Here is a 21,187-nt window from a genome sequence, read left to right on the forward strand (position 1 = left end):
AAGGCGGCAACGTGAAGATCATCGGAGCGGACGTCATCGTCACCAGCCCCGACCGCAACTTCGTCACCCTCAAGATCACGACGGATGACGGGATCACCGGGCTGGGCGACGCCACCCTGAACGGGCGGGAGCTGTCGGTCGCGTCGTACCTGGCCGACCACGTCGTCCCGCTGCTGAGCGGGCGGGACCCGCATCGCATCGAGGACACCTGGCAGTTCCTCTACCGCTCGGCGTACTGGCGGCGTGGGCCCGTCACCATGGCCGCCATCGCGGCCGTGGACGTGGCGCTGTGGGACATCAAGGCCAAGGCCGCCGGGATGCCGCTCTACCAGTTGCTCGGCGGTGCCTCCCGGAACGGGATCATGGCCTACGGGCACGCGTCGGGCCGGGACCTGCCCGAGCTGTTCGACTCGATCCGCCGGCACCTGGAGCTGGGATTCCGGTCGATCCGGGTGCAGACCTCCGTGCCGGGCCTCAACGCCGTCTACGGCGTGGCCGCCCAGCCCAGCACCGAGGGCAGGCGGTACGACTACGAGCCGGCCCAGCGTGCCGCGCTGCCCGCGGAAGAGGACTGGGACACCCGCGCCTACCTGCGCCACCTGCCCGGCGTCTTCGAGGCGGTGCGCAACGAGTTCGGCCCCGAGCTGCCGCTGCTGCACGACGGGCACCATCGGATGACTCCCATCCAGGCGGCCAGGCTCGGCAAGGCGCTGGAGCCGTACGACCTGTTCTGGCTGGAGGACTGCACGCCGGCGGAGAACCAGGAGGCGCTGCGCCTGGTCCGCCGGCACACCACCACCCCGCTGGCCATCGGCGAGGTCTTCAACACCGTGTGGGACTACCAGACCCTGATCAGCGAGCAGCTCATCGACTACGTCCGGTCCGCCGTCACCCACACCGGCGGGATCACGGCCATGCGGAAGCTCCTCGACTACGCCGCCCAATATCAGATCAAGTCGGGCATCCACGGGCCGACCGACATCTCGCCGGTGGGCATGGCCGCCGCCCTTCACCTGGACCTGGCGATCCACAACTTCGGCATCCAGGAGTACATGCAGCACGGGCCGGCGACCAACGAGGTGTTCCGGCAGTCGTTCACCTTCGCCGACGGCTACCTGCATCCCGGTGAGCTGCCGGGGCTCGGCGTGGAGCTGGACGAGCGGGCGGCGGCGCGCTTCCCGTACCAGACCGCTTATCTGCCGTTCAACCGGCTCAAGGACGGCACGGTCCATGACTGGTGAGCGCGGGCTCACCCGGCACGTCGTGGTCATGGGCGTGTCGGGCGCGGGGAAGACGACCGTGGCGCGCGGAATCGGCGCGCTGACCGGGCTGCGGTTCGCCGAGGCTGACGATTTCCACCCGGAGGCGAACGTGGCGCGGATGCGCGCCGGCATCCCCCTGGACGACGCCGACCGCTGGCCTTGGCTTCGTGCCCTGGCCTCCTGGATGGCCGCCCGGCACGCCGAAGGCGTCTCCACGGTGCTGGCCTGCTCGGCGCTCAAGCGCTCCTACCGGGACGTGCTGCGGCAGGGCCCGCCGCAGGTGGAGTTCGTTCACCTGGACGGGCCCGCCGAGCTGATCCGGGACCGGATGGCCCGCCGCACCGGTCACTTCATGGCCGCCGGGCTGCTCGATTCGCAGCGGGCGATCCTGGAGCACCTCGACCGGGAGGAGTCCGGGGTGGTGCTGGAGGTGACGCCCGCGCCGGACGAGCTGGTGGCGGCCGCGATCGCCCGGCTGGGCCTGCCGCCGGCCACCCGGCCCTAATGGAGGATCTTGTGCAGCAGGGTCGCGACGGCGGCGCCCGCCAGCACACCGGCGAGAAGGCCTACCCGCCGCCCGTCCATTCCGATCCACTATTGGATAAGTTGCGCGAACTGTCCGAACTCAAACGTGAAATAGACACACAAATTGAGCTTCTCGTGGCCTACGGCCGCCACTTCATGCGGCCGCGCCCGTATCAGTTGGCGCGAATAGCCGACGCGGGCAATCTCTCCATTTCCGGAGCCCGCGCCATGAGCAACAGAAAACGAACACGCGAGGAGGTAGCTCGCAACCTCGAAAGAAACGACATCAGGGGCAACATCGGGCCGTCAGTCACGCCCGATCGGGAGGAGTCCCTGGCGATCCTCGAACGGTACGCCCCCAAGGGCACCACCTGAACGCCGGCGGGACGGGCCACGCGCGCGGCGGGCCCGGCCGGGTGGTCAGTGCGGGGAGAGCAGGGCGGGGATGTCGGCGACGCTCGGCAGGAGATGGGTGTGGCGGGCGGTGCCGAGGGTGACGGCGTCCTGACCGCCGGTGAGGACCCCGGCCACGATGCGGGCGCCCGCGTTGGTGCCGGCCTGCAGGTCGCGGACGGTGTCGCCGGCGGTGAGGACGCGGCCGACGTCGTGGACGCCCGTCGCCTCCATCGCGCGGAAGATCATGTACGGTGCCGGACGGCCCGACGTCACGTCGTCCACGCACACCACCGCGTCCAGGACGCCGTGCTCCCAGCCGACCGCCGCCAGCAGCGCCGTGGTCACGTCTCGGTCGAACCCCGTGGTGAGCGCCACCTTCACGCCGGCCGCGCGGAGCGTGGCGATCGCCTCGGGGACGCCGGGCAGCGGGGCGGGCGGCCGGGCCGCGTAGGCGGCGCTCAGGCGGGCGCGGAAGTCGGCGAAGGCGGCTTCGACGGCGTCCGGGGCGGGCGACCCGGTCAGCAACGCGGTGATGGCCTCGCGCTTGTCGGCGCCCATCCAGCGTTGGATGTCGGCGGCGGCGGGGGCACCGCCCGCGGCTCGTACGGCCTCCTCCAGTGCGCGGTAGACGGCGCCGTGCTCTTCCACGGTGGTGCCGGCGATGTCCAGGACCGCCAGTTCGATCACGGGGTTTCTCCTTGGGGGACTCGGGCGGGGTCGCCGGGGCTCGGGCCGCGCATCTCGTCGGTGCTGATCGCGTCGATGACGTGCCGGGGCCCGGCTCAGGTCCACGCCGCATCGGCGCAGGCGAGGCGTTCGTGGAGAGGTGTGTCCATGTGGCTCGACCATACAGGTGGTACGGGGACGTTCTCCCCCGGGCGCCTGGCCTCTCGCGTGGGAAAATGACGTTGCAGGGAACGAGAGGTGACATGTGCGGTCCGGGATTGACGCCGTCCGGCCGGGCCGGGCAGCGTGCTCGTCATGACAGGTCAACCGCCGTGGGACAGGTCACTCGACGCGGCCGAGCTCGTGATCGTCGGCGCGGGCATCGTGGGGCTGGCGCACGCCGTGGACGCCGTGTCCCGCGGGCTGTCCGTCGTGGTGGTCGAGCGTGACGAGCGCGCCGTCGGCGCCTCGGTGCGCAACTTCGGGCACGGCTGCTTCACCGCCCAGGACGGCGCGGCCCTGCGGTACGCGATGGCCGCCAGGACCGCCTGGCTGCGCCTGGCCAAGGAGGCGGGCCTGTGGACCGAGGAGGGCGGCACCGTCGTGGTCGCCCGCGCCGAAGACGAGTACGCGGTGCTGGAGGAGTTCGCCGCGGCCCGCGACGACCAGGCCGTGCTGCTCGACGCCGGCCGGGTGGCCGAACGGGTGCCGGTGGGCCCGGGCGTGGTCGGCGGCGCCTGGCTGCCGCTGGACGTGCGCGTCGACCCGCGCCAGGCCGTCCACGCCATCGCCGCGTGGCTGGCCGGCCGGGGCGTGCGCTTCCACTGGGGCACCTCGGCGCACCTCGTCGAGCCCGGCCTGGTGACCACCAGCCGGGGCCGGATCCGGGCCGGGCACGTGATCCTGGCCGTCGGCCACGACGTCGATCGGCACTTCCCCGGCCTGGCCGAGCGCGCCGGGCTGCGCCGCTGCGTGCTGCGCATGCTGCGGGTGGCCGACCCGCACGGGCGCCGCGTCGAGCCGGCGGTGCTGTCCGGGTTCTCACTGCTGCGCTACGACGGCTTCCGGGCCTGCCCGACGCTGCCCGCGCTGCGGGCCCGGCTGGAGCGCGAGCGGCCGGCGCTGACCGGCATCGGCCTTAACCTCATGTTCACCCAGCGCCCGGACGGCGACCTCTCCATCGGCGACACCCACGCCTACGCCGTCACGCCGGAGCCGTTCGACGACGACGAGCTAGACCGGCACGTCCTGGCCGAGACCGCCGGCCTGCTGGGAGCCGGGCGGCTGGCGGTGCGGGAGCGGTGGCGCGGCGTCTACGCCTCGGCCCCGGACCCGTTCCTGATCGCCGCCCCCATGCCGGGCGTGCGCGTGGTGTCGGTCACCTCCGGCATCGGCATGACCACCGCCCTGGGGCTGGCCCCCGAGGTCCTCGACGACCTGCTGGCCACGAACACCATGTGAGTCACCCGGCCGGCCGGCGGGGAATCCCGGGAAAGCGGCAGGAGAGCGCGTTCTTGAAACCGGAGCGAATCGCGGTCGCGATATTCGCCGCCCGCCGCGTACGCTGAAGGCCCCGCGCCCGCCGGCGGGCTCCCTCCGGCCGTAAGGAGCCCGCCGGGATGCGGAGGTCAGGTACGGGTCCAGCGCTGGTTGGCGCCGCCGGTGCAGTCCCAGATCTGCAGCCGGGTGCCGTTGGCCGAGCTGTTGCCGGTCGCGTCGAGGCACTTGCCGGACTGGGGATTGACGATCTGGCCGTTCCCGGAGTCGAAGGTCCACCGCTGGGCACCGGTGCCGTTGCAGTCGTAGAGCTGCGCCTGTGCGCCGTTGGCCGTGGACGCGCCGGTGACGTCCATGCACTTGCCGAGCGCGCGTACCGAACCGTCGCTGTTCCAGGTCCAGTTCTGGGCGGCGGTGCCGTTGCAGTCCCAGAGCTGGACGGCGGCGCCGTTGGCGGTGCTCGCGCCCGCCACGTCCACGCACTTGCCGCCGAGGCCGGTGATCCGGCCGGACGTGCCACCGCCGCCGTTGTCGGGCGGGGCGTAGACGCGGACGTAGTCGACCGTCAGGGTCTGCGGGAAGGTGGTGGAGGCGTCGGGGTAGCCGGGCCAGAGCCCGCCGACCGCCACGTTCATGATCATGAAGAACGGGTGGTCGAAGACCCAGCGGCGGCCGCCGAGGGAGGCGGGGGTCCGGCGCTGGTACTCGTTGCCGTCCACGTACCAGACGATCAGGTTCGGGGACCAGTCGACGGCGAAGGTGTGGAAGGCGTCGGCGAACGCGCCGCTGATCGAGTAGGGGGCGCCGATGGCCCCGCCGCCGGAGTAACCGGGACCGTGGATGGTGCCGTGCACGGTGCTGGGCTCGCGGCCGATGTTCTCCATGATGTCGATCTCGCCGCTGTCGGGCCAGCCGACCGATCCGATGTCGTTGCCGAGCATCCAGAAGGCCGGCCAGATGCCCTGGCCGCGCGGGATCTTCATGCGTGCCTCGAACCGCCCGTACGCCCGGGTGAAGGTGGCGGAGGTGAGCAGGCGGGCGGAGGTGTACTGGCAGGTGCCGTAGTGGCACTGGAAGTTGGACGGGTTCTCGCGGCGGGCGGTGATCACGAGGTTGCCGGCGCCGTCCATGGCGGCGTTGCGGGTGCTGTTGGTGTAGTACTGCTGCTCGTTGTTGCCCCAGCCGCTGCCGCCGATGTCGAAGCGCCACTTCGACTGGTCGACGGCGCTGCCCGCGGATCCGTTGAACTCGTCGGACCAGACCAGCGGGCCGGGCGGAGGGGCGGCGTTGGCGGTCCCGGCCATCGGGACGAGCAGGGCGATCACCGTGGCGAGAGCGGCACCGACGGCGAGTAATGCCCTGGTTTGGGGGGTGTGAACCATTCGGGGCACCTCATCCCTTTATTAAGGATGCAGTTTTACCGAAACCTTCCGGCAACCTTAGGGCCGCTGTCAAGAGAGCGCTCTCCCGGACATTCGGTCAAGCGAAAGGGCGCTCCCTCCTCAGCGCGACCCGGAGTTCCCGGTGCGGTTCGTGCCCGGCCTTCTTCTCTCCCGGCCGGCGAACACCCGCCGGACGGCGGCGATCACGGCCGTGCCGACCTCCCCCACCAGGGGTTCGCGCTCCTCGTCCGCGGTGGGTCCCGGGTCGGCGTGCGCGGGCTCGTAGCAGCCGGCCCGGCATGCCTCCAACTGCGCCGCGAACGCCATCCCCAGGAAAAGCGCGATCGAGCTGAGGAACGACCACAGCAGCAGCGCCATGACGGCGGTCAGCGGCCCGTACGTGGCACCGAACGTGCCGTTGTACTCGGTGTAGAGGGCCAGCGCGAGCGTGAAGAGCGTCCAGAGCCCCAGCGCCACCAGCGCTCCGGCGGCCAGCCAGGTGTGACCGGGCTGCCTGCGCCGCGGTGCGGCCCGGAACATCGTGACCGTGGACGCCAGCGCGAGCAGGAAACCGAGCGGCCAGCGGACGAAGGCGTAGGCCCGGCGGGCGCCCGCGCCCCAGCCGAACGTCTGGCCCAGGGCCTCGCCGAGCTCGCCGCCGCCGACCAGGACCGTGAAGCCGGTGATCATGCAGACCCCGGCGGTCAGCGCCAGCACGGCGGCCCTGGCGTACTTGCGGTGGAACGGCCGGTCGCGCTCGACGCCGTAGATCCGGTTGGCTCCCCGCTCGAACTGGGCCATCGCGCTGGTCAGCGCGGCCAGCGTGGTGGCCAGGCCGAGCCACAGGGCCAGCTCGTCCCTGGTGCCGTCGCCGCCTTCGAGCGCCTCGGTGACGGCGTCCGCGCCGCCCCCGGGCGCCAGGGCCGTCAGCGTCAGCTCCAGCACCCGGCCCAGCTCCTCCTGGTCGGTGACCGCGCTCAGGCCGACCAGCGCGATGGCGCCGGGAATGATGGCCAGGCAGAGCTGGAAGGCCAGCGCCCGCGCGTGGCTCATGCCGTCGCCGTAGCGGAACCTGACCAGCGAGTCGCTGACGAAGTGCCAGCCGCCGTACTTGCGGAGCGTTTCCCACGCGTCGTCGGCGGACAGCTCCTCGCCGTCCATCGTGCGCGTCTGGGGGACGGTGACGGTAGATCCCACGGCGGACGTTCTACCCCAGTTTGCGGGCATTCAGCGGCGGGCCTCGCCGGAGAGGCCCGCCGTGGCCGCCCGTCAGGCGGAGGCGGTGGCCGATCCGCCGACGTCGCTCCCGACCGTGATCTGGTCGGGGCTGGAGATCCAAGCCCCGCTGGTCCGCGTAGCGGCCGCCACCGTTCGGTGCACGGTGTCATATCCCGCGATAGTCTCGGACCTCGTCCGATGTCGATCAAGGCCGTTCTTGGAGGAGGTGTGCAGCAGATGCGCCGGACCTGTCAGTGGCCGAGCCGCGGCTCTGTGGACACCCCGCATCCCGGCTACCGGCTGGTCGCCTGGGACGGGATCGTGCCCGACGAGCTGGCCGAGACGTTCGCCACAGCCCATCGCGCCCTGGACGACATGCCGATGGGCGACACCGACTACGGCACCGTGAGCTGGGACGTCGGGCGCGTGCGGGAGGCGGCGCAGGCGGTGGCGAAGAGAGGCGACCTGCTCCACACTGTCGCCGCCGTCGCCGAGCCGGACGGGTCCGTCGCCGGCTTCACCGAGCTGGTCGTCCCCGGCGATGGCAGGGGCGACGCCCAGCACTACGCCACCGGGGTGCTGCCCCTGCACCGCGGGCGCGGGCTGGCCCGCTGGATTAAGGCCGAGGCCATCAGGCAGGCGCGCGAGCGTCATCCGGAGCTCGAAGGGCTGCTGACCGACACCGCCGACGGCAACCACCCCATGCGTGCCGTCAATGACGCGCTCGGCTATGTGCCGACGCACCAGAGCGTGACGTTCCAGCTCACCCTGTAGCGCCGTCCTCACCGTTGTGGCGGCGGGCCGGCTTGCGGTCCTCGATGTCGGCCAGTTGGTGATGGTTCGTCGCGGCGCGATGCGCGGGTCGGCCGGTGAGCCGGGGAAGATCCTGGGGGCCGGCGTGGGCTCACCGGAAGGCGGGAACGGTGGGCGGGCGGCCCATGAGAACGGCGCCCGCGGCGTCGTACATCGCGGGGCTGAGGAAGGCGTGCTCCTGCGGCACCTGCGCGTCGCCGAGCAGGTGCTGCAGCGGGTGGTCGCGGTAGATCGCGGCGGTGCCGGACAGGGAGACGACCTTGTGGACCACCTCCGAGGACGTGCGGGCCAGGTGGGCCGCCGACAGCCGCATGTGGGCGTTCTGCTTGTCGCTGACCTGCCCGCCGGCGGCGACCGCCTGCCAGCTCTCGTCGGCGGCCTCGTAGAAGTAGGCGCGGGCGGAGCGGAGCGTGGCCTCGGCCTCGGCGATGCCGGCGCGGTAGTAGGCGCGCTCGGCGAGCGCCGGCGCGCCGGTGATGCCGGTCCTCCCGCTGCCGGCCTCCTCCGCGTGGTCGAGGGCGGCCCGGGCGATCCCGGCGGTGACGACGGACAGCGACTGGGCGGCGTACGTGATCGCGGGGTAGCGGTAGAGCGGCTCGTCGATCACCGGCGTCCCACCGCGGATGAAGGACCACTCCCGGCCCACCTCGACGTCCTTGGCCACCAGGTCGAACGAGCCGGTGGCCTGCATGCCGACGACGTCCCAGTCCTGCACGATCTCCAGGTGCGCCGGGCGTACCAGGACGCCGCGCGGCTTGCCGGCGGTGGCGTCGTCGCCGGGGATGCCGACGACGATGATGTCGGCGGCCATGCAGCCGCTGGCGAACTTCCACCGGCCGTTCAGCCGGAAACCGCGCTCGGTCGGGGCCGCCTGCTGGACCGGGAACAGGCCGCCGGCCAGGACCACGTCCGGGCCGGCGGCGTAGAGCTCGGCCTGGCTCTCCAGCGGCAGCGGGCCCAGGTAGATGAGCTGCGAGCCGAAGCTCGCCACCCAGCCGGTGGAGCCGTCCACGGCCGAGATCCGCTCGATCCTCTCCAGGAACCGCGCGGGCGGCATCGTCTCGCCGCCGAACCGCTCCGGCGTGGCGACCCGGTAGAGGCCGAGCCGCTTGAGCCGGGCGACGAAGTCCGCGGGGACGTAACGCAGGTCGCGGAACTCCTGGCGGCGGCGGGCCAGCTCCTGGAGCATCTCGTCGAACGCGTCGGTCCCGTGGTGCTGCGCCATCGCTGCTCCCTTGCGGCTCTGTCCTGGTCGAGAAGGGCCTCCCCGCTCCCCCGGTGAGCCACACGCCCGCCCCGAGGTCAGCGCACGCCGAGCGACTCCTCCAGGTGGGCCATCGCCCCCACCGGCTCCTCGGCGAAGACGACCAGGTCGGTGAGGGGGCGCGGCAGGAAACCTTCGTCCTCCATCCGCTGGAACTGGGCCTTGAGCCCGTCGTAGAAGCCTGCCGTGTTCAGTAGGACGACGGGCTTGTCCGTCCGCCCGTGTTTCTTCAGCTCCATGATCTCGGTGGCCTCGTCCAGCGTGCCCGTGCCGCCCACCATGACGACCACCGCGTCGGCCTTCTCCAGCAGCAGCTTCTTGCGCTCGGCCAGGTCGGGCGCGATGATCATGTCGTCCACACGGGGGCGTACCTTGTCGGCCAGGAAGTCCACCGAGACGCCCGTCAGCCGCCCGCCCGCCGCGTGCACCCCGTCGGCCACCACCTTCATCAGGCCCACGTTCGAGCCGCCCCACACCAGCGTGTGCCCGCCCCTGCCGATCAGCTCGGCGAACTCACGGGCGGGCTGGGTGTAGGTCTCGGACAGGTCGGCCGCCGACAGGAAGACGCAAATGTTCATGCGAACCACCGTAAGGGGTCCCCTGTCCGGCGGGAACGGGTGCCGCCGGCCGGGAGACCCGTGGGTTCAGCCGCCGCCGGGGCGTTCCTGGGAGACCCGTGGGCTCAGTTGCCGCCGGGGCGTTCCTGCAGCACCCACCCGTTGCCGTCGGGGTCGTCGAAGAAGGCGAACGTGTTCCACCGGCCGCCCTTGCCCTCGGCCAGCGTCCCGTCCTTGGCGTAGTGCTTGACGGGGCTGACCTCGACCCCGCGCCCGGCCAGCTCCTCCCTGGCCGCCTCGATGTCCGACACGACGAGCTGCACCCCCTTGACGGACCCCGGCCCCATCCCGTGGTGGTCGGGTCCGAGCACGATCGACCACCAGGAGCCCGGCGGCGTGAGCTGCACCCGCCGGGTCTCCGGGCCGATATGAGCGTCGAAGTCCACCACGAACCCGACCTGCTCACCGTAGAACCGCTTGGCCCTCTCCACGTCCGTCACCGGAATGGGGAGCACTTCGAGCTTCCAGTCCAACGGGCCTGATTCCCTTCTCCTCACCGGAACCGCGACGGTCCGGGGACCGGCGTGGCCCTGGTCGACGGTGACCAGGGCCACCCCGAAAACCTTCCAGAGTGGGCTTTCGTGTGGTCCGGCTCCGTGCGTGCGTCAGCGATCGCACCGCCGGGACTCAGTTGCCGCCGGCGTCCCTCGCCCGGCGGTACAGCATCGTCGGCATCGACTCGATGACCGCCGGATCGGGCGAGAGGACCATGAACAGCGTCTCGCCGGTCGCGACGTAGGAGACCTGCTTGATGTTGTTGACCGCGCTCGGCCGGCCGTCGGCCCCCCGGGGCGCGACGTAGCCGTACCTGGCCATGATCGCCGCGGTCGCGTCGTCGGCGGGCGCGTCGAACCGCACCTGGATCTGCATGGTCAAGGTGGTGGCCTCGGCCAGGGTGGGCGCGGCCAGCTCGGTGTAGGTCACCGTGCCGACGACCTTGGATTCCAGCGTCAAGGTGCCCGAGCTGCACCTGCGGGCCGCCTCCGCGATCCGGCCGACGTCGATGCCGCCGGGTGTCTCGATGACCATGTCGATGTAGAAGTTGTCGTGCGAGAAGGACTTGGAGCGGCGGTCGCTCAGCCGTACCCAGCCGTTGAGCCTGGGCAGGTGAGGGACTGCCTCTTCGAGGTAGTTCTGGCAGGCGGGCGGCGCCCAGACCATCCCCCAGGGGGCGGGCAGCGGGTCGGCGGCCATCGCCGCGACGCTGGACTCCAGGTCGATGAGCCGACCGGCAGGGTGCTCGTCAATGGGCACGAGCAGGCTGCGCAGCCGTTGCAGGCGAACCTCGTTGCCGGCGTTGTCGCTCACCACGTTGTCACCTTTTCTCGGAACGATCCGGCTCGGTTGCCCATAGCGTCCGCCTGCTCCGAACGGTCCGCTTCTCCGAGCATGCGCACTCGGCGGCCCCCATCGGCGCAGCTTGATCGGCTGCGCGCGGCTCCGGCGGCGCCCCGGGGCCCGCCCGACACGGACCGCCGATCGCCTCGGACGGGTCCTACTCGTGCGGGAGCAGGTAGCGCCACGACAGCGCGACCTGCTCGCCGGAGGGTGTGCGATAGGTGCACCAGGATCCGTCCCGCGGAAACTGCCGGGCGATCGCCGGCGCCTTGTCGCCCTTGTCGTCCTTTCCGTCTGAGCCGGACCGGGTTTCAGGCGGCAGGGGGACGCCTTTTCGGCCAGGGCTCGGCGGCCGGTGTGGTCCCTCCCGGCGACCGGGGGCGCGCCTGTGCCGCACGCGGCGAGCGCGAGCAGGAGCGCGGCGGCCCCCGGATCGCGCCGTACCGCTTGACGAGGTCGTTCATTTCGACGATTGCCATGCACCCAGGTCGCGCCGGCGGGCCCTCGTCCCGCATCGACCGGGCCGGCCAGCCAGCGCGACAGGGCGGACTTCAGGTCCGGCTCGCCCTGGAGCGCGAGCCGGGCCGCGCAGGCGGCGGTCATCTGCTTCGACAGGGAGACCGCGTAGGTGAGCGTCGTCGCGCCCAGCGGCTCACCGCCGGGCGTCAGCCCTCGGGCCAGCAGGATCGGTGGGTGGTCACGCTGCCGCGACCCCACCACGATCGGTTCGTCCTGGCGGTAGCCGGCATTGTCGACAAGGGCGGCCATGCGGCGTCGCGGGTGGGTCACGGAACCGGTCCTGCCAGCCGGGTGCCGCGCGGGGTCAGCCCGCCGCCCAGTAGTCCTCGCGGGCCTTCGCGGCCGCCGCGGCCTCGGCGTCCTCGAATCCCGGCGCCATCGACGCCGGCGTGCCGGCGAGATACTGGTGATGGTCGATGCCGAGCAACCTGATCCAGCTCTGCTGGCCGAAGGTGAGCGCGATGAAGCAGCCGAGCTCGACGAGCTCCGCCTGGGAGAAGTGCCGGTGCAGGCGCTCCCAGAAGGCGTCGTCGGGGTCGAGGCGCCAGGCGATCGCCTCGGCGTAGGAAAGCGCCGCCCGCTGCCGGTCGTCGTACTTCGGGGACTTCTCGAAGTTCAGCAGCTCGTCGTACTGCTGCTCCGACAGCCCGCCCGCGGCGGCCTTGATCGAGCGCTGGTTGCCGCAGAACTCGCACTTCACGGTCCGGGAGATGTAGACCCGGCACAGCTCCTTGATCGCGTGATCGCACACGCCGCCGTGGAACAGCGCCTTCCAGGAGTCGGTGAACGCCCAGAACGCGTTCGGCGCGTGCGCCCGCACCGCCGAGCTCTCCGGCCTCGGCGTGCCCTCACGGGCGCATCGGTGCATCTCCTCCCGCATCGGCTCGTCCATCGAATCGAGGGGCACGTAGCTGATGCGGGGCTCTTTCTGCACAGCGGGACTCCCATCCACCGGCGGTTCCTGTTTCCTTCATACCGCCGGACGGGCCGATCGTCATCGGGCGCGGCGCAGCCCGCGCAGGAAGCTCCAGAGCGGGGACCGGGACGGCTTGCCGGCCGGCTCGTCCGCCGGGGACGCCTGCGCGGCGGGTGCCTCGCCGGTGGCGGGATCGCCCGGGGGCGCCGGCTCCCGGGCGAGCTCGTACTGGACGGGCAGCGATCGCAGCGCCCGCATGAAGGGGGACGGGCGCCAGGGCAGTTGGTCGGCCGGGAGCGCGAGTTTCACCTTGGAGAACCGCTTGAAGAGCCGCTGCACGGCGATGGTGGCGATCCGGGTGGCCAGTAACTGGCCGAGGCAGCTGTGCGGCCCCGCGCCCCAGGCCAGATGGGCGCGGGTGCTGCGGATGGCGTGCCAGTCGATCGCCCCGGCGAAGCGCGGGTCGGCGTGGGCCGCGGCGACGGAGAGCATCACGGGGTCACCGGCGGGGATGGTGAAGTTGCCGAGTTTCACGTCGGTCAGCGCGTAGCGGAAGGTCAGGTTGGCCATCGGCGGGTTGAGCAGGGCGGCCCTGTTCACCGTCTCGTCGATGGCGCCCGCCGACAGGCTCTCTCGTACGTCCGGGTTGGCGACGACCTCGACGACCACGTTGCAGACGAGACTGGCGGTGAAGTCCAGCAGGCCGGGCAGCATGAGGAGCTCGCGGGCCAGCTCGTCCAGGGTGATGTCCGGCTTGGCGGCGATCATGTGGGAGGGCAGGTCGTCGCCGGGGGTCTCGCGCTTGGCGGCTCCCAGCTCGGTCATGGCGGCGTACAGGCGCTCGAACGCCGCGGCCGCGTCAGGGCCGGCGTCGAGCATCCGCCAGATGTCCATCACCACGTCCTCGCCGCGGGCGGCGGTGAGGCCGAGCATGCGGTTGGCCACCATCAGCGGAAGCGGTCGCGCGTACTGCGCGGCCAGGTCCGCCCATCCCGTGGTGCCGCCCTCCGACAGCACGCCGAGGAGCTCGTCGGCGTGGCTCACGACGGCCTGCTCCAGTCGCTGCGCCCCGGGGTGGCCGTGATCCTGGAAGGGGGCGAGCGCGCTGGTCCAGGCGTGGCGCAACTGGTTCAGCGCGGCGCCTTCCTGGAACGTCGAGTTGTTGACCTGGAAAATGGGCATCAGCGGCCAGTCGGCCGGTATGCGGCCCTCCGCGTTCATCTTCCAGTTGCGCAGGCGCTTGCTCCACGCGCCCCCGGGGTTCTGCAGGACGCGGAGCACCTCCTCATAGCCCATGACGAACCAGACGGGAACCCCGAGGAGGTCGACCGGCGCGACGGGACCGTAGATTTTGCGGAGTTTCTCGTGTACGAGTGCGGGGTCCGCGTCGTAGTCCCTGGTCAGCAGCGGCTCGGTGGTAACCGGCGCCGTTCTTGCGGGGGGCTGCTGGGGCCATGGGCCTTTGGTCACGGGTTGAACCGCCTCTCTCTGATCGCCGCTCCACACGTCACATCGGTCCCGGATCACGACACGCGTGACGCGCCCTGGGAGCTTACGGCTGTTTCACGCGAAAGGTGTGCGGCATCACGAGTTGCGACCGATCATCGCCACCAGGAGGAGAAGGACTTTCACCTGTGATCGGACGCGCTGCCGCCCGGGCGGATGTCCAATATTCACGCACAAGATCTTGGCCAGTATCTTCGATCGCATCCGAGTAAGCTCTCCTTCCGTCCAGTGACACTCAACGCCGTCGGCCCGCGAACGGAAGCAGACCCATGAAGCCGAAGAGCGAGCCGGGATCCAAGGACGCCCTCATCGCCGTAGGCGCGGAAGTCCGCCGGATGCGGCGCAACGCCGACCTCTCGTTGCGGGAGCTCGCCACCCGGTCAGGTCTCTCCTCGAGTTTCCTGTCACTCGCCGAGCGCGGCGAGTGCTCGACCTCGCTCTTCGCCATTGCGAACGCCCTGGAGGTGGCCCCCGCGGCACTGCTCGGCGCCGAGATGGCCGCGGCCACCCGGCCCAGGGAATACTCGCTCTGGCGCGGCACCGCCGCGGCGACCAGCCATGTCGTCGCCGGCGAACGCGAATACTTCCGCTTCGGCCCCGGCTTCGAGGGCCAGCAGCTCGGCTCGATGATCGTGCGGATCCATCCGACCTCGACGATGGCGCCGCCCTCCGTCCACGAAGGCGAGGAGGTGGCCCACATCCTGTCCGGCGAGCTCCACCTCCGCCTCCGGGACGAGGAGCTGATCCTCAAGCCGGGCGACGCGGTGCACTTCCCCTCCACGGTCCCGCACACCATGGCCAACCGCACCGACACGATCACCGAGGCCCTCTGGGTGCAGACTCATCCGCTCCCCACCCACCACCCGCAGCGGGGGGCGGGAGCCACCCTCCACGCGCCCTGCTGACCCCGGCGCCGGCCACCTGCCCATGATCGGCCCGGTGCCCGGCACGCCGGGACCGCACGTCCCGTCCGGGCTCGGGGCGGCGGGGCTCACCATGGGCCCGCTGACCGGCGATGCCCTGGCGCGCGGCGCGCTGGAGGGACGGACGCCGACCGAAATCGCCGCCTTCGCCCCGGCTTCCTGAGGCGGTCCCGGCTCTGACCATGCTTTATTCCGTGAATCGGTTTCGGTCACGGCCGCAGGACCGTAAGTTTACGCTCCTATGACCCCCAGACTACTCACCACCACTGTTCCTCCCACGGCGCGCTTCCCGGAGGTCGCGGCATGAGCGCGGCAGCCGGCCAACCGCGGCAGCCGGTCCGCATCCTGTTCCTCGGCGGCCACGGCAGATCGGGCAGCACCCTGGTCTCCCGCGCGCTGGGCGCGGTCGAGGGCGCGTCCTGCGTGGGCGAGCTGCGCTACCTCTGGACGCAGGGCGTGGCCAAGAACCAGCTCTGCGGGTGCGGACGGAGATTCACCGGATGCGACTTCTGGCAGGAGGTCGGCCGGGCCGCCTTCGGTGGCTGGCCGAACGTGGACGCCGCCGAGATGGCCAGGCTGCACCACTCGGTCATGCGCATCAGGCACGTACCGCGCCACGTGCTGACCGGCTCCACGAGCGCCTTCGCCCGGCGCGTCCACCGGTACGCCGAGACCATGGCCACGGTCTACCGGGCGATCGCCGACGTGAGCGGCAGCTCGGTGATCGTGGACTCCTCCAAGTTCCCCACCTCGGCGCTGCTGCTGCGCCGGGTGCCCGGCATCGACCTGCGGATCGTCCAGCTCGTCCGGGGCCCGCACGGCGTCGTGCACTCCTGGTCCCGCCGGGTCCAGCGCGCCGACAAGGGCGGACGGCTGATGGCCACCCACTCACCCGCGCAGACCGCCGCCGAGTGGCTGGCCTTCAACGCCGCCATCGAGTCCTTCCGCCTGACCGACACCCCGTGGACGCTGATGCGGTACGAGGACTTCGTCGACCAGCCGCATCGCGAGCTGTCCCGGATCCTGGAGTTCGCCGGGCTGCCGGCGGCGGCCACGCCGTTCCTCGGCGACGGCACGATCGACCTGCCCGCCGATCACAGCGTCGCCGGCAACCCGATGCGCATCCGCACGGGTGTGGTGCCGCTCAGAGCGGACGAGGAGTGGCGCACGGCGATGCGCCCGGGCCGGCGCCGCCTGATCACCGCCTTCACCACCCCGGGCATGCTCCGCTACGGCTATCCGCTCCGCTAGAGCGGCAGCCGGGCTGAGGCCCGCGTGGCGGCCCCCGGCCTGCCCCGGTCGGCGGTCAGGCCGCTCCCAGCCGGGTGCGGCCCGCGATCAAGCCCCTCCTTACCGGCCGCGGCCCGCGATCAAGCCCCTCCCAGCCGGGTGCGGCCCGCGATCAGGGCGAGCGTGGCGTCGGCCGCCCGCCGCACGGCCAGGTCCTCGGCCTGCTCGCCGCTCCCGAACAGGCCCAGGTGCAGCAGCGCCGCATGCCCGTGCGCGGTGGCGGCCACCGCCAGCCCGAGCGACTCGGCGGCCGCCGGGTCACCACCCGACAGGTCCATGGCTCCCGATCGGAACGCCTCCTTGACCGGCTGGGAGGCCCGCTCCAGATCGGGCGCCCAGGAGCCGAACATGGCCTCGAACAGCGCCCGGTGCCGGGCGGCGAACCGTACGTAGCCCCTGACCACCGCCACCAGCCGATCCTCCGGCGCGCTGCCGCCGCGCTCCGCGGTCACGGCCGCCAGCAGCAACTCCCCCGCGCGCACCCCGACCGCCGACAGCAGCTCGTCACGGTCGGCGAAGTGCCGGTAGGGGGCGCTGACCGCGACCCCGATCCGCCGGCTCGCCTCCGCCATCGAGAACCCCTGGACCCCCTCCTCGGCGATGATCTCCAGGGCCGAGTCGATGAGCGCGGCCCGCAGGTCGCCGTGATGGTAGCTGTGTCGTTTCGCAGGTGGCACCGACTCAGGTTAGCGACAGCTCGTCCAGCCTTCCGACCTCCGCCTCCGTCAGCGCGAACCCCATGGCCCCCGCCGCCTCGGCCGCCTGCGCCGGCTTGGACGCGCCGGGGATGGCCACGACGGTGTCGCCGTAGCGGGTGATCAGCCAGTTGAGCGCCACCTGCGAGATCGTGGCGCCGTACCCCTCGGCGATGCCGCGCATCGCCTCGATCAGCGGCCGGGTGCGCGCGAGCCCCTGGGCGCTGAGCACCTTGCGGCTGAAGAAGCGCCGCGCCGGCGGCGCGGACCCGGCCAGCGCCGGGTTGTCGTGGAAGCGTCCCGTGAGCACCCCGCCCTCCAGCGGCGAGTACGCGATCAGCGTCACGCCCAGCTCCCGGGCCGCCGCAAGGACGCCGTCCCGCTCGACGTTCCGGTGCAGCAGGCTGATGCGCACCTGGTTGGCGGCCAGTGTGAGGCCCTCGGCGGCGAGCACGCGGTGGGCCAGCACCAGCTGGCGGGCGGAGAAGTTGCTCACGCCGACCGCCCGGACCTGACCCGACCTCGCCAGCCGCGCCATGGCCCTGAGCTGGGCGGGGATGCCCGACAGGCTGCCCACGGGCAGGTGGATCTGGTGCAGGTCGACGGGATAGCCGCTCAGGTGGGCGAGGCGGTCGCCGATGGTCCTGGTGATGCTGGCCGCAGTGCGCAGATAGGGCGTCCACTTCGTCGCGACGGCGACCTGGCCGGGGCTGACGCCGCACTCCTTCAGCGCGGTGGCCAGGGCCTGCTCCGACCGGCCCTTGCCGTACATCTCCGCGGTGTCGAACCAGGTGATCCCTCCGTCGAGGGCGGCCCGCACGATCGAGGTGGCCGTCTCCTGGCCGATGGGCCTGATGATCAGGCGCGTGTAGTTCTCGGCGCCCGCGAACTGCATGCACCCCAGGCCGATGGGGCTGACGTCGATGTCGGTCCGGCCCAGTTTGCGCGTCTCCATTTCCGCTCCTCAATGTGATGACGATTCACATTGTGAAACTCTATCACATCGCCCGCCGCCGCTGGATCTCGTTCCAGGGGGCAGACCAAGTGCGGGAGAAAGGGACAGCGGGGTGTTGAGGCGCTGCTCAGAGGGTTCGTTTGTCGGATGATGTAACTTTCCGCTTTGGTTTGATAGCGGCGGCGCGCGGTAACCGACCGGCGCCGTCCCGGCATGGTGGCGCGGCGGCCCTTCGAGGCGATGGTGTTCTGCTACCTGGCCGAGGAACTGCGCACCGGCGATGTGGCCGTGCTCGGCTCAGGCGAGTACGCCGACTGGGGCGCCCACCTGCTGCCCTGGCCGGAGTGCCAGTCGAAACTGGCTGCCTTCTGCGAGAAGGTCGGGTTGCCCGACACCCCCGCCGGTTTCGTCGCCCATCTCAAGGACGCCCACCTGACTGCGGCTGCGCACCTGGACGCCGGCTACCTCGACAACGCCGACCTGGTCATCGACGAGGGCGGCGTGCCCACCCTCAAGCGCTGCCATGGCAAGGGCACCGATGCCGAGGCCGAACGGCTGGCGGCCGCGATCGAACGGCGCATGCCCGAACGTTCCCTGCTGTCCATCGTCGCGCGCACCGCCCACTGGCTGAGCTGGTATCGCCACTTCGGCCCGGCCTCCGGCTCCGGCCCCAAGATCAAGGACAAGCTGGGGCGGTACTCGCTGGCGGTACTCGCTGTCGGTGTTCACCGGCGGCATCCACATCGGCCCGTACGAGGCGGCCAAGCACATCGCCGGCGTCACCGCCCGCGAGCTGTCCATGGTCCGCAACCGGTGCCGGTGATGGAGGACGACTCGTCGCCGGCCAGGAAAGCGCGGTGTGGGCGATCTCGTCGGCCTTGCCGCTGCGCCGCAGCAGGATGGTGTTGTTCATCGTCTTGTCCGACATCTTGCGCGCCAGGGGATTGGACCTCATGGCCTCGGTCATGTCGGTCTCGATGAATCATGGCTGGATGACGTTGCAGCGGATTCCCGAGTCGGGCAGCAGATACGCCGCGGACCTGGACAGCCCTTCGAGTTCCTCCACACTCTGAGGACCGTTTCTGACGCTGGAGATCTCTACACTGCCGCGTATGAATCGTGAGCGGATTCTCCTGACCCATCCCGGCACCTCGAAGCCCAAGTATCTGGAGCTTCGGGCCGACGGGGCCGAGCTGCACCGGAGCTGGTGGACCGGTGCCGGGAAGCCTCAGGAGCGTACGAAGTCGTTCGACAGCGGGCGCGCGGCACGCGAGGCCCTGGAGAAGCTCGTCACCCAGAAGATGCGTGACGGGTACGCCGTGCTGCGTGACGCCGCCACGACCGCACCGGGCGACGTTGTCGTCCAGTGTGCGACGCCCGCCACCAACGGGGTCGTGGCGTTCGCCCTGCACCCGAACGGCGGCACCCTCGCGATCGCCCGCGGCATCCCTGACCGGGTCAGGCTGCAGCTTGGCATCGAGGTGCAGACGGTCGACCTACGGACCGGCGCCCGCCAGGTGGTGTACGCCGACGCATCCCGGCACACATGGGTCGATGGCATGGCATTCGACCCGGACGGATCGCACTTGACGTTCACCGTTCGCGACACAGTCAGCACACTGAACGGGAGTAGCGGCTACACGGTGGCCCTCGCCACCGGTCACGTCCAGCGCTTGCCCTACACGCGATTAGGACGGGACGCCGCCCGCCGCCGAATGCTGGTGGCCGACGGCCCCACGTTGCAGGTGCTGGGCCCAGACGGCGGTTCGTGCCTCGACTTTCCGGCACGCGAGCGCTCGCGGATCAGCGCCACCGCCCTGTCTCCGTCGGGGCGGTTTGTCGGTGTCATCCACCAGCAGGACGACCGCGACGCGGAGGACGACCTCGAGATCTGGGATGCTGACACCGGTCGGCGCGTGCTCGGTGGCCCGTTCCCCTTCCCGGCGGGGTTCGACGGCCCCCACCGGCTCGACAAGCTCGCGTTCGACAAGTCTGAGCATCTTCTCGTCGCGAGTGGCGATACGTCGGGATGCTTCGGCGTCTCGGTGGATTCAGGTGCCCTGTGCTGGGCGATCGCGGACCGGTTTGAAGATTTCGTCCTGTCACCCGACGGCACCCGGCTCGCTGGCGCCCACGTCCGTGGCCCGGTCGTCGTGTATGACGTCGCGACCGGACAGCCGCTGGAGCCGCGCTTCGTCGTACCCGGCGAGCAATCGCTCTACTACCACGCGGTTGATCTCTCCGCCGACGGCCGGCTGCTGGCGGTCGGCGACTCTCCTGGCCGCGTCACGGTGTTCCGGTTCGACGGCCTGGAGTTCACCAAGCCCGGCGGCTGACAGCGAGAGCGCTCAGCTGAAGAGCGTCAAAGGAACCATCTTCACCAAGTGACATCCCGCCGAGAGGCCGACCCTGAGATGCCCTCGATGGGCTCATGTACGTGATAAGGCGTACATGGGCGATTATGGCGGAGCGGCGACCAGGACATCCCTCCGCCGGGACGGTGTACGACTCCGCCACGTTATCCGGTACATCGCCGCAGGCCTCTCACGGCCGGCGGCATGAGCACCGCGCCGAAGGTCGCCGCCTGGCACGGCGGACACGTCACGCTCGCTGCGGCCGCCGACGCCTTCCTGGCTACCCCGCGCACGGCCAATCCCAACACCCACCGCGCCTACGCCTCGGCCTTCGACCGCGTCACCGCCCTGCTCGGCCGGGATCGGTCGCTGGCCGAGATCGCCGATGCCGAAATCGGCACCACCCTCGCCGAGCTGTGGGGCGCGAGCGCGCCGGCGACCTGGAACCGTAACCGCGCCGCCATCACCTCCTGGCTGACCTGGTGCCAGACCAAGAAGCACTGGCCCACGCCCTCGGTTCCGGCCGACGCCGAACGCCGAAAGGAGAGCACCGACGAGACCCGCGCCGTGGCCAAGAGCACCATCCACCGGCTGCTGTCCCGCCGCGACCTCCCGCTCCGGGAGAAGACCCTGTGGCGGATGCTGTACGAGACCGCCGCCCGCGCCGCCGAGGTCCTGGCGCTGAACGTCGAGGACCTCGACCTGGAGCACCGGCGCGCCCCGGTCCGGTCCAAGGGCGGCGCCGTCGCATGGGTGTACTGGGAGCGCGGCACCGCCCACTTGCTGCCCCGCCTCCTGCGACTCCCGGACGGCAGCACCCGCACGCACGGCCCGCTGTTCCTGTCCGAACCCCGCCGCCGTGCCCACTGACCAGCAGTTTCGTCAGGGCGGAATGAGCCACTGTCCCTTTCTCTCGTACTTGGCAACCGGCCGCAATTTCATCTGATGAAATCTCAGATTGGTTTGCGTGCGAGGTGCGCAGGGGGTAATCACTGCTGCTCTCCGGCCTGGCATGGGACACGCCTCGCGCCTGAGGATCAGACGCTACCGG

Annotated in this window: 23 protein-coding genes; 11 read left to right on the top strand and 12 right to left on the bottom strand. The window is 71.2% G+C overall.

All coding sequences use genetic code 11. The features are described from left to right. Window positions 1–11 precede the first annotated feature (11 nt). The 3 genes from manD to ABGB18_RS32165 are packed head-to-tail and all read left to right on the top strand — an operon-like array spanning window position 12 to window position 2,162. A complete protein-coding gene (gene manD, locus ABGB18_RS32155; RefSeq protein WP_347699396.1) occupies window positions 12–1,241 on the top strand; it encodes a D-mannonate dehydratase ManD in 1,230 nt (409 codons plus the stop codon). Beyond that, window positions 1,231–1,767: a gluconokinase gene (locus ABGB18_RS32160; protein ID WP_347699397.1), complete on the top strand. Its 537-nt coding sequence runs from the start codon at window positions 1,231–1,233 to the stop codon at window positions 1,765–1,767. The genes manD and ABGB18_RS32160 overlap by 11 nt, the downstream gene beginning before the upstream one ends. Next, window positions 1,767–2,162: a hypothetical protein gene (locus ABGB18_RS32165; RefSeq protein ID WP_347699398.1), complete on the top strand. Its 396-nt coding sequence runs from the start codon at window positions 1,767–1,769 to the stop codon at window positions 2,160–2,162. Before ABGB18_RS32160 ends, ABGB18_RS32165 begins: the two co-directional genes overlap by 1 nt. 45 nt (window positions 2,163–2,207) lie before the next feature. Here ABGB18_RS32165 and ABGB18_RS32170 read toward each other — a convergent pair whose 3' ends face one another. Further along, entirely contained in the window at window positions 2,208–2,870 is a 663-nt protein-coding gene (locus tag ABGB18_RS32170; RefSeq protein ID WP_347699399.1) for a phosphonatase-like hydrolase, read from the bottom strand. Window positions 2,871–3,164: 294 nt separating this feature from the next. Between ABGB18_RS32170 and ABGB18_RS32175 the strand changes: the two genes are divergently transcribed. After that, window positions 3,165–4,310: a TIGR03364 family FAD-dependent oxidoreductase gene (locus ABGB18_RS32175; RefSeq protein WP_347699400.1), complete on the top strand. Its 1,146-nt coding sequence runs from the start codon at window positions 3,165–3,167 to the stop codon at window positions 4,308–4,310. 167 nt (window positions 4,311–4,477) lie between these two features. Here ABGB18_RS32175 and ABGB18_RS32180 read toward each other — a convergent pair whose 3' ends face one another. Together ABGB18_RS32180 and ABGB18_RS32185 are read right to left on the bottom strand one after the other, a co-directional pair. Beyond that, window positions 4,478–5,728, bottom strand: a complete 1,251-nt coding sequence (locus ABGB18_RS32180) for an RICIN domain-containing protein (RefSeq protein WP_347699401.1) — start codon at window positions 5,726–5,728, stop codon at window positions 4,478–4,480. Between the two features lie 120 nt (window positions 5,729–5,848). Then, window positions 5,849–6,925, bottom strand: coding sequence for a YihY/virulence factor BrkB family protein (locus ABGB18_RS32185; protein WP_347699402.1), 1,077 nt, complete (start codon window positions 6,923–6,925; stop codon window positions 5,849–5,851). A 258-nt stretch (window positions 6,926–7,183) separates the two neighbouring features. Here ABGB18_RS32185 and ABGB18_RS32190 point away from each other — a divergent pair, with 258 nt between their 5' ends. After that, window positions 7,184–7,720: a GNAT family N-acetyltransferase gene (locus tag ABGB18_RS32190; RefSeq protein WP_347699403.1), complete on the top strand. Its 537-nt coding sequence runs from the start codon at window positions 7,184–7,186 to the stop codon at window positions 7,718–7,720. A gap of 130 nt (window positions 7,721–7,850) precedes the next feature. Here ABGB18_RS32190 and ABGB18_RS32195 read toward each other — a convergent pair whose 3' ends face one another. From ABGB18_RS32195 to ABGB18_RS32220, 6 genes are all read right to left on the bottom strand, one after another. Further along, window positions 7,851–8,984 carry an acyl-CoA dehydrogenase family protein gene (locus ABGB18_RS32195; protein ID WP_347699404.1) on the bottom strand — a complete coding sequence of 378 codons (1,134 nt, stop codon included), beginning with the start codon at window positions 8,982–8,984 and terminating at the stop codon, window positions 7,851–7,853. Between the two features lie 77 nt (window positions 8,985–9,061). After that, window positions 9,062–9,601, bottom strand: a complete 540-nt coding sequence (locus tag ABGB18_RS32200; protein WP_347699405.1) for a TIGR00730 family Rossman fold protein — start codon at window positions 9,599–9,601, stop codon at window positions 9,062–9,064. 104 nt (window positions 9,602–9,705) lie between these two features. Next, a complete protein-coding gene (locus tag ABGB18_RS32205) occupies window positions 9,706–10,113 on the bottom strand; it encodes a VOC family protein (RefSeq protein WP_347699406.1) in 408 nt (135 codons plus the stop codon). Window positions 10,114–10,267: 154 nt separating this feature from the next. After that, a complete protein-coding gene (locus tag ABGB18_RS32210) occupies window positions 10,268–10,948 on the bottom strand; it encodes a hypothetical protein (RefSeq protein WP_347699407.1) in 681 nt (226 codons plus the stop codon). 853 nt (window positions 10,949–11,801) lie between these two features. After that, a complete protein-coding gene (locus ABGB18_RS32215; RefSeq protein WP_347699408.1) occupies window positions 11,802–12,431 on the bottom strand; it encodes a carboxymuconolactone decarboxylase family protein in 630 nt (209 codons plus the stop codon). A 60-nt stretch (window positions 12,432–12,491) separates the two neighbouring features. Continuing rightward, the gene (locus ABGB18_RS32220) at window positions 12,492–13,883 is read right to left on the bottom strand and encodes a cytochrome P450 (protein WP_347699409.1); all 1,392 of its coding nucleotides are present in this window, start codon (window positions 13,881–13,883) and stop codon (window positions 12,492–12,494) included. 305 nt (window positions 13,884–14,188) lie between these two features. On the opposite strand from ABGB18_RS32220, the gene ABGB18_RS32225 reads away from it, so the two are divergent. From ABGB18_RS32225 to ABGB18_RS32235, 3 genes are all read left to right on the top strand, one after another. Then, window positions 14,189–14,824, top strand: coding sequence for a cupin domain-containing protein (locus ABGB18_RS32225; protein ID WP_347699410.1), 636 nt, complete (start codon window positions 14,189–14,191; stop codon window positions 14,822–14,824). Between the two features lie 22 nt (window positions 14,825–14,846). Further along, a complete protein-coding gene (locus tag ABGB18_RS32230) occupies window positions 14,847–15,005 on the top strand; it encodes a hypothetical protein (protein WP_347699411.1) in 159 nt (52 codons plus the stop codon). A 140-nt stretch (window positions 15,006–15,145) separates the two neighbouring features. After that, window positions 15,146–16,093, top strand: coding sequence for a sulfotransferase (locus ABGB18_RS32235; RefSeq protein ID WP_347699412.1), 948 nt, complete (start codon window positions 15,146–15,148; stop codon window positions 16,091–16,093). A 119-nt stretch (window positions 16,094–16,212) separates the two neighbouring features. Here ABGB18_RS32235 and ABGB18_RS32240 read toward each other — a convergent pair whose 3' ends face one another. From ABGB18_RS32240 to ABGB18_RS32250, 3 genes are all read right to left on the bottom strand, one after another. Further along, window positions 16,213–16,809 carry a TetR/AcrR family transcriptional regulator gene (locus ABGB18_RS32240; protein ID WP_347699413.1) on the bottom strand — a complete coding sequence of 199 codons (597 nt, stop codon included), beginning with the start codon at window positions 16,807–16,809 and terminating at the stop codon, window positions 16,213–16,215. Window positions 16,810–16,813: 4 nt separating this feature from the next. Further along, the gene (locus ABGB18_RS32245) at window positions 16,814–17,782 is read right to left on the bottom strand and encodes an aldo/keto reductase (protein ID WP_347699414.1); all 969 of its coding nucleotides are present in this window, start codon (window positions 17,780–17,782) and stop codon (window positions 16,814–16,816) included. A 297-nt stretch (window positions 17,783–18,079) separates the two neighbouring features. Continuing rightward, window positions 18,080–18,511 (bottom strand): hypothetical protein, encoded by a 432-nt coding sequence (locus ABGB18_RS32250; RefSeq protein WP_347699415.1) that lies wholly within the window; start codon window positions 18,509–18,511, stop codon window positions 18,080–18,082. Window positions 18,512–18,639: 128 nt separating this feature from the next. Here ABGB18_RS32250 and ABGB18_RS32255 point away from each other — a divergent pair, with 128 nt between their 5' ends. The 3 genes from ABGB18_RS32255 to ABGB18_RS32265 all read left to right on the top strand — a co-directional run bounded on the left by ABGB18_RS32255 (window position 18,640) and on the right by ABGB18_RS32265 (window position 21,006). Continuing rightward, window positions 18,640–18,855 (top strand): hypothetical protein, encoded by a 216-nt coding sequence (locus ABGB18_RS32255; protein WP_347699416.1) that lies wholly within the window; start codon window positions 18,640–18,642, stop codon window positions 18,853–18,855. 39 nt (window positions 18,856–18,894) lie between these two features. Further along, entirely contained in the window at window positions 18,895–20,118 is a 1,224-nt protein-coding gene (locus ABGB18_RS32260; protein WP_347699417.1) for a hypothetical protein, read from the top strand. 222 nt (window positions 20,119–20,340) lie between these two features. After that, the gene (locus tag ABGB18_RS32265) at window positions 20,341–21,006 is read left to right on the top strand and encodes a tyrosine-type recombinase/integrase (protein ID WP_347699418.1); all 666 of its coding nucleotides are present in this window, start codon (window positions 20,341–20,343) and stop codon (window positions 21,004–21,006) included. The last annotated feature ends 181 nt before the right edge of the window (window positions 21,007–21,187 follow it).

Origin of the sequence: Nonomuraea sp. B12E4 (assembly GCF_039871825.1) — a bacterium.
Lineage (GTDB): Bacteria > Actinomycetota > Actinomycetes > Streptosporangiales > Streptosporangiaceae > Nonomuraea.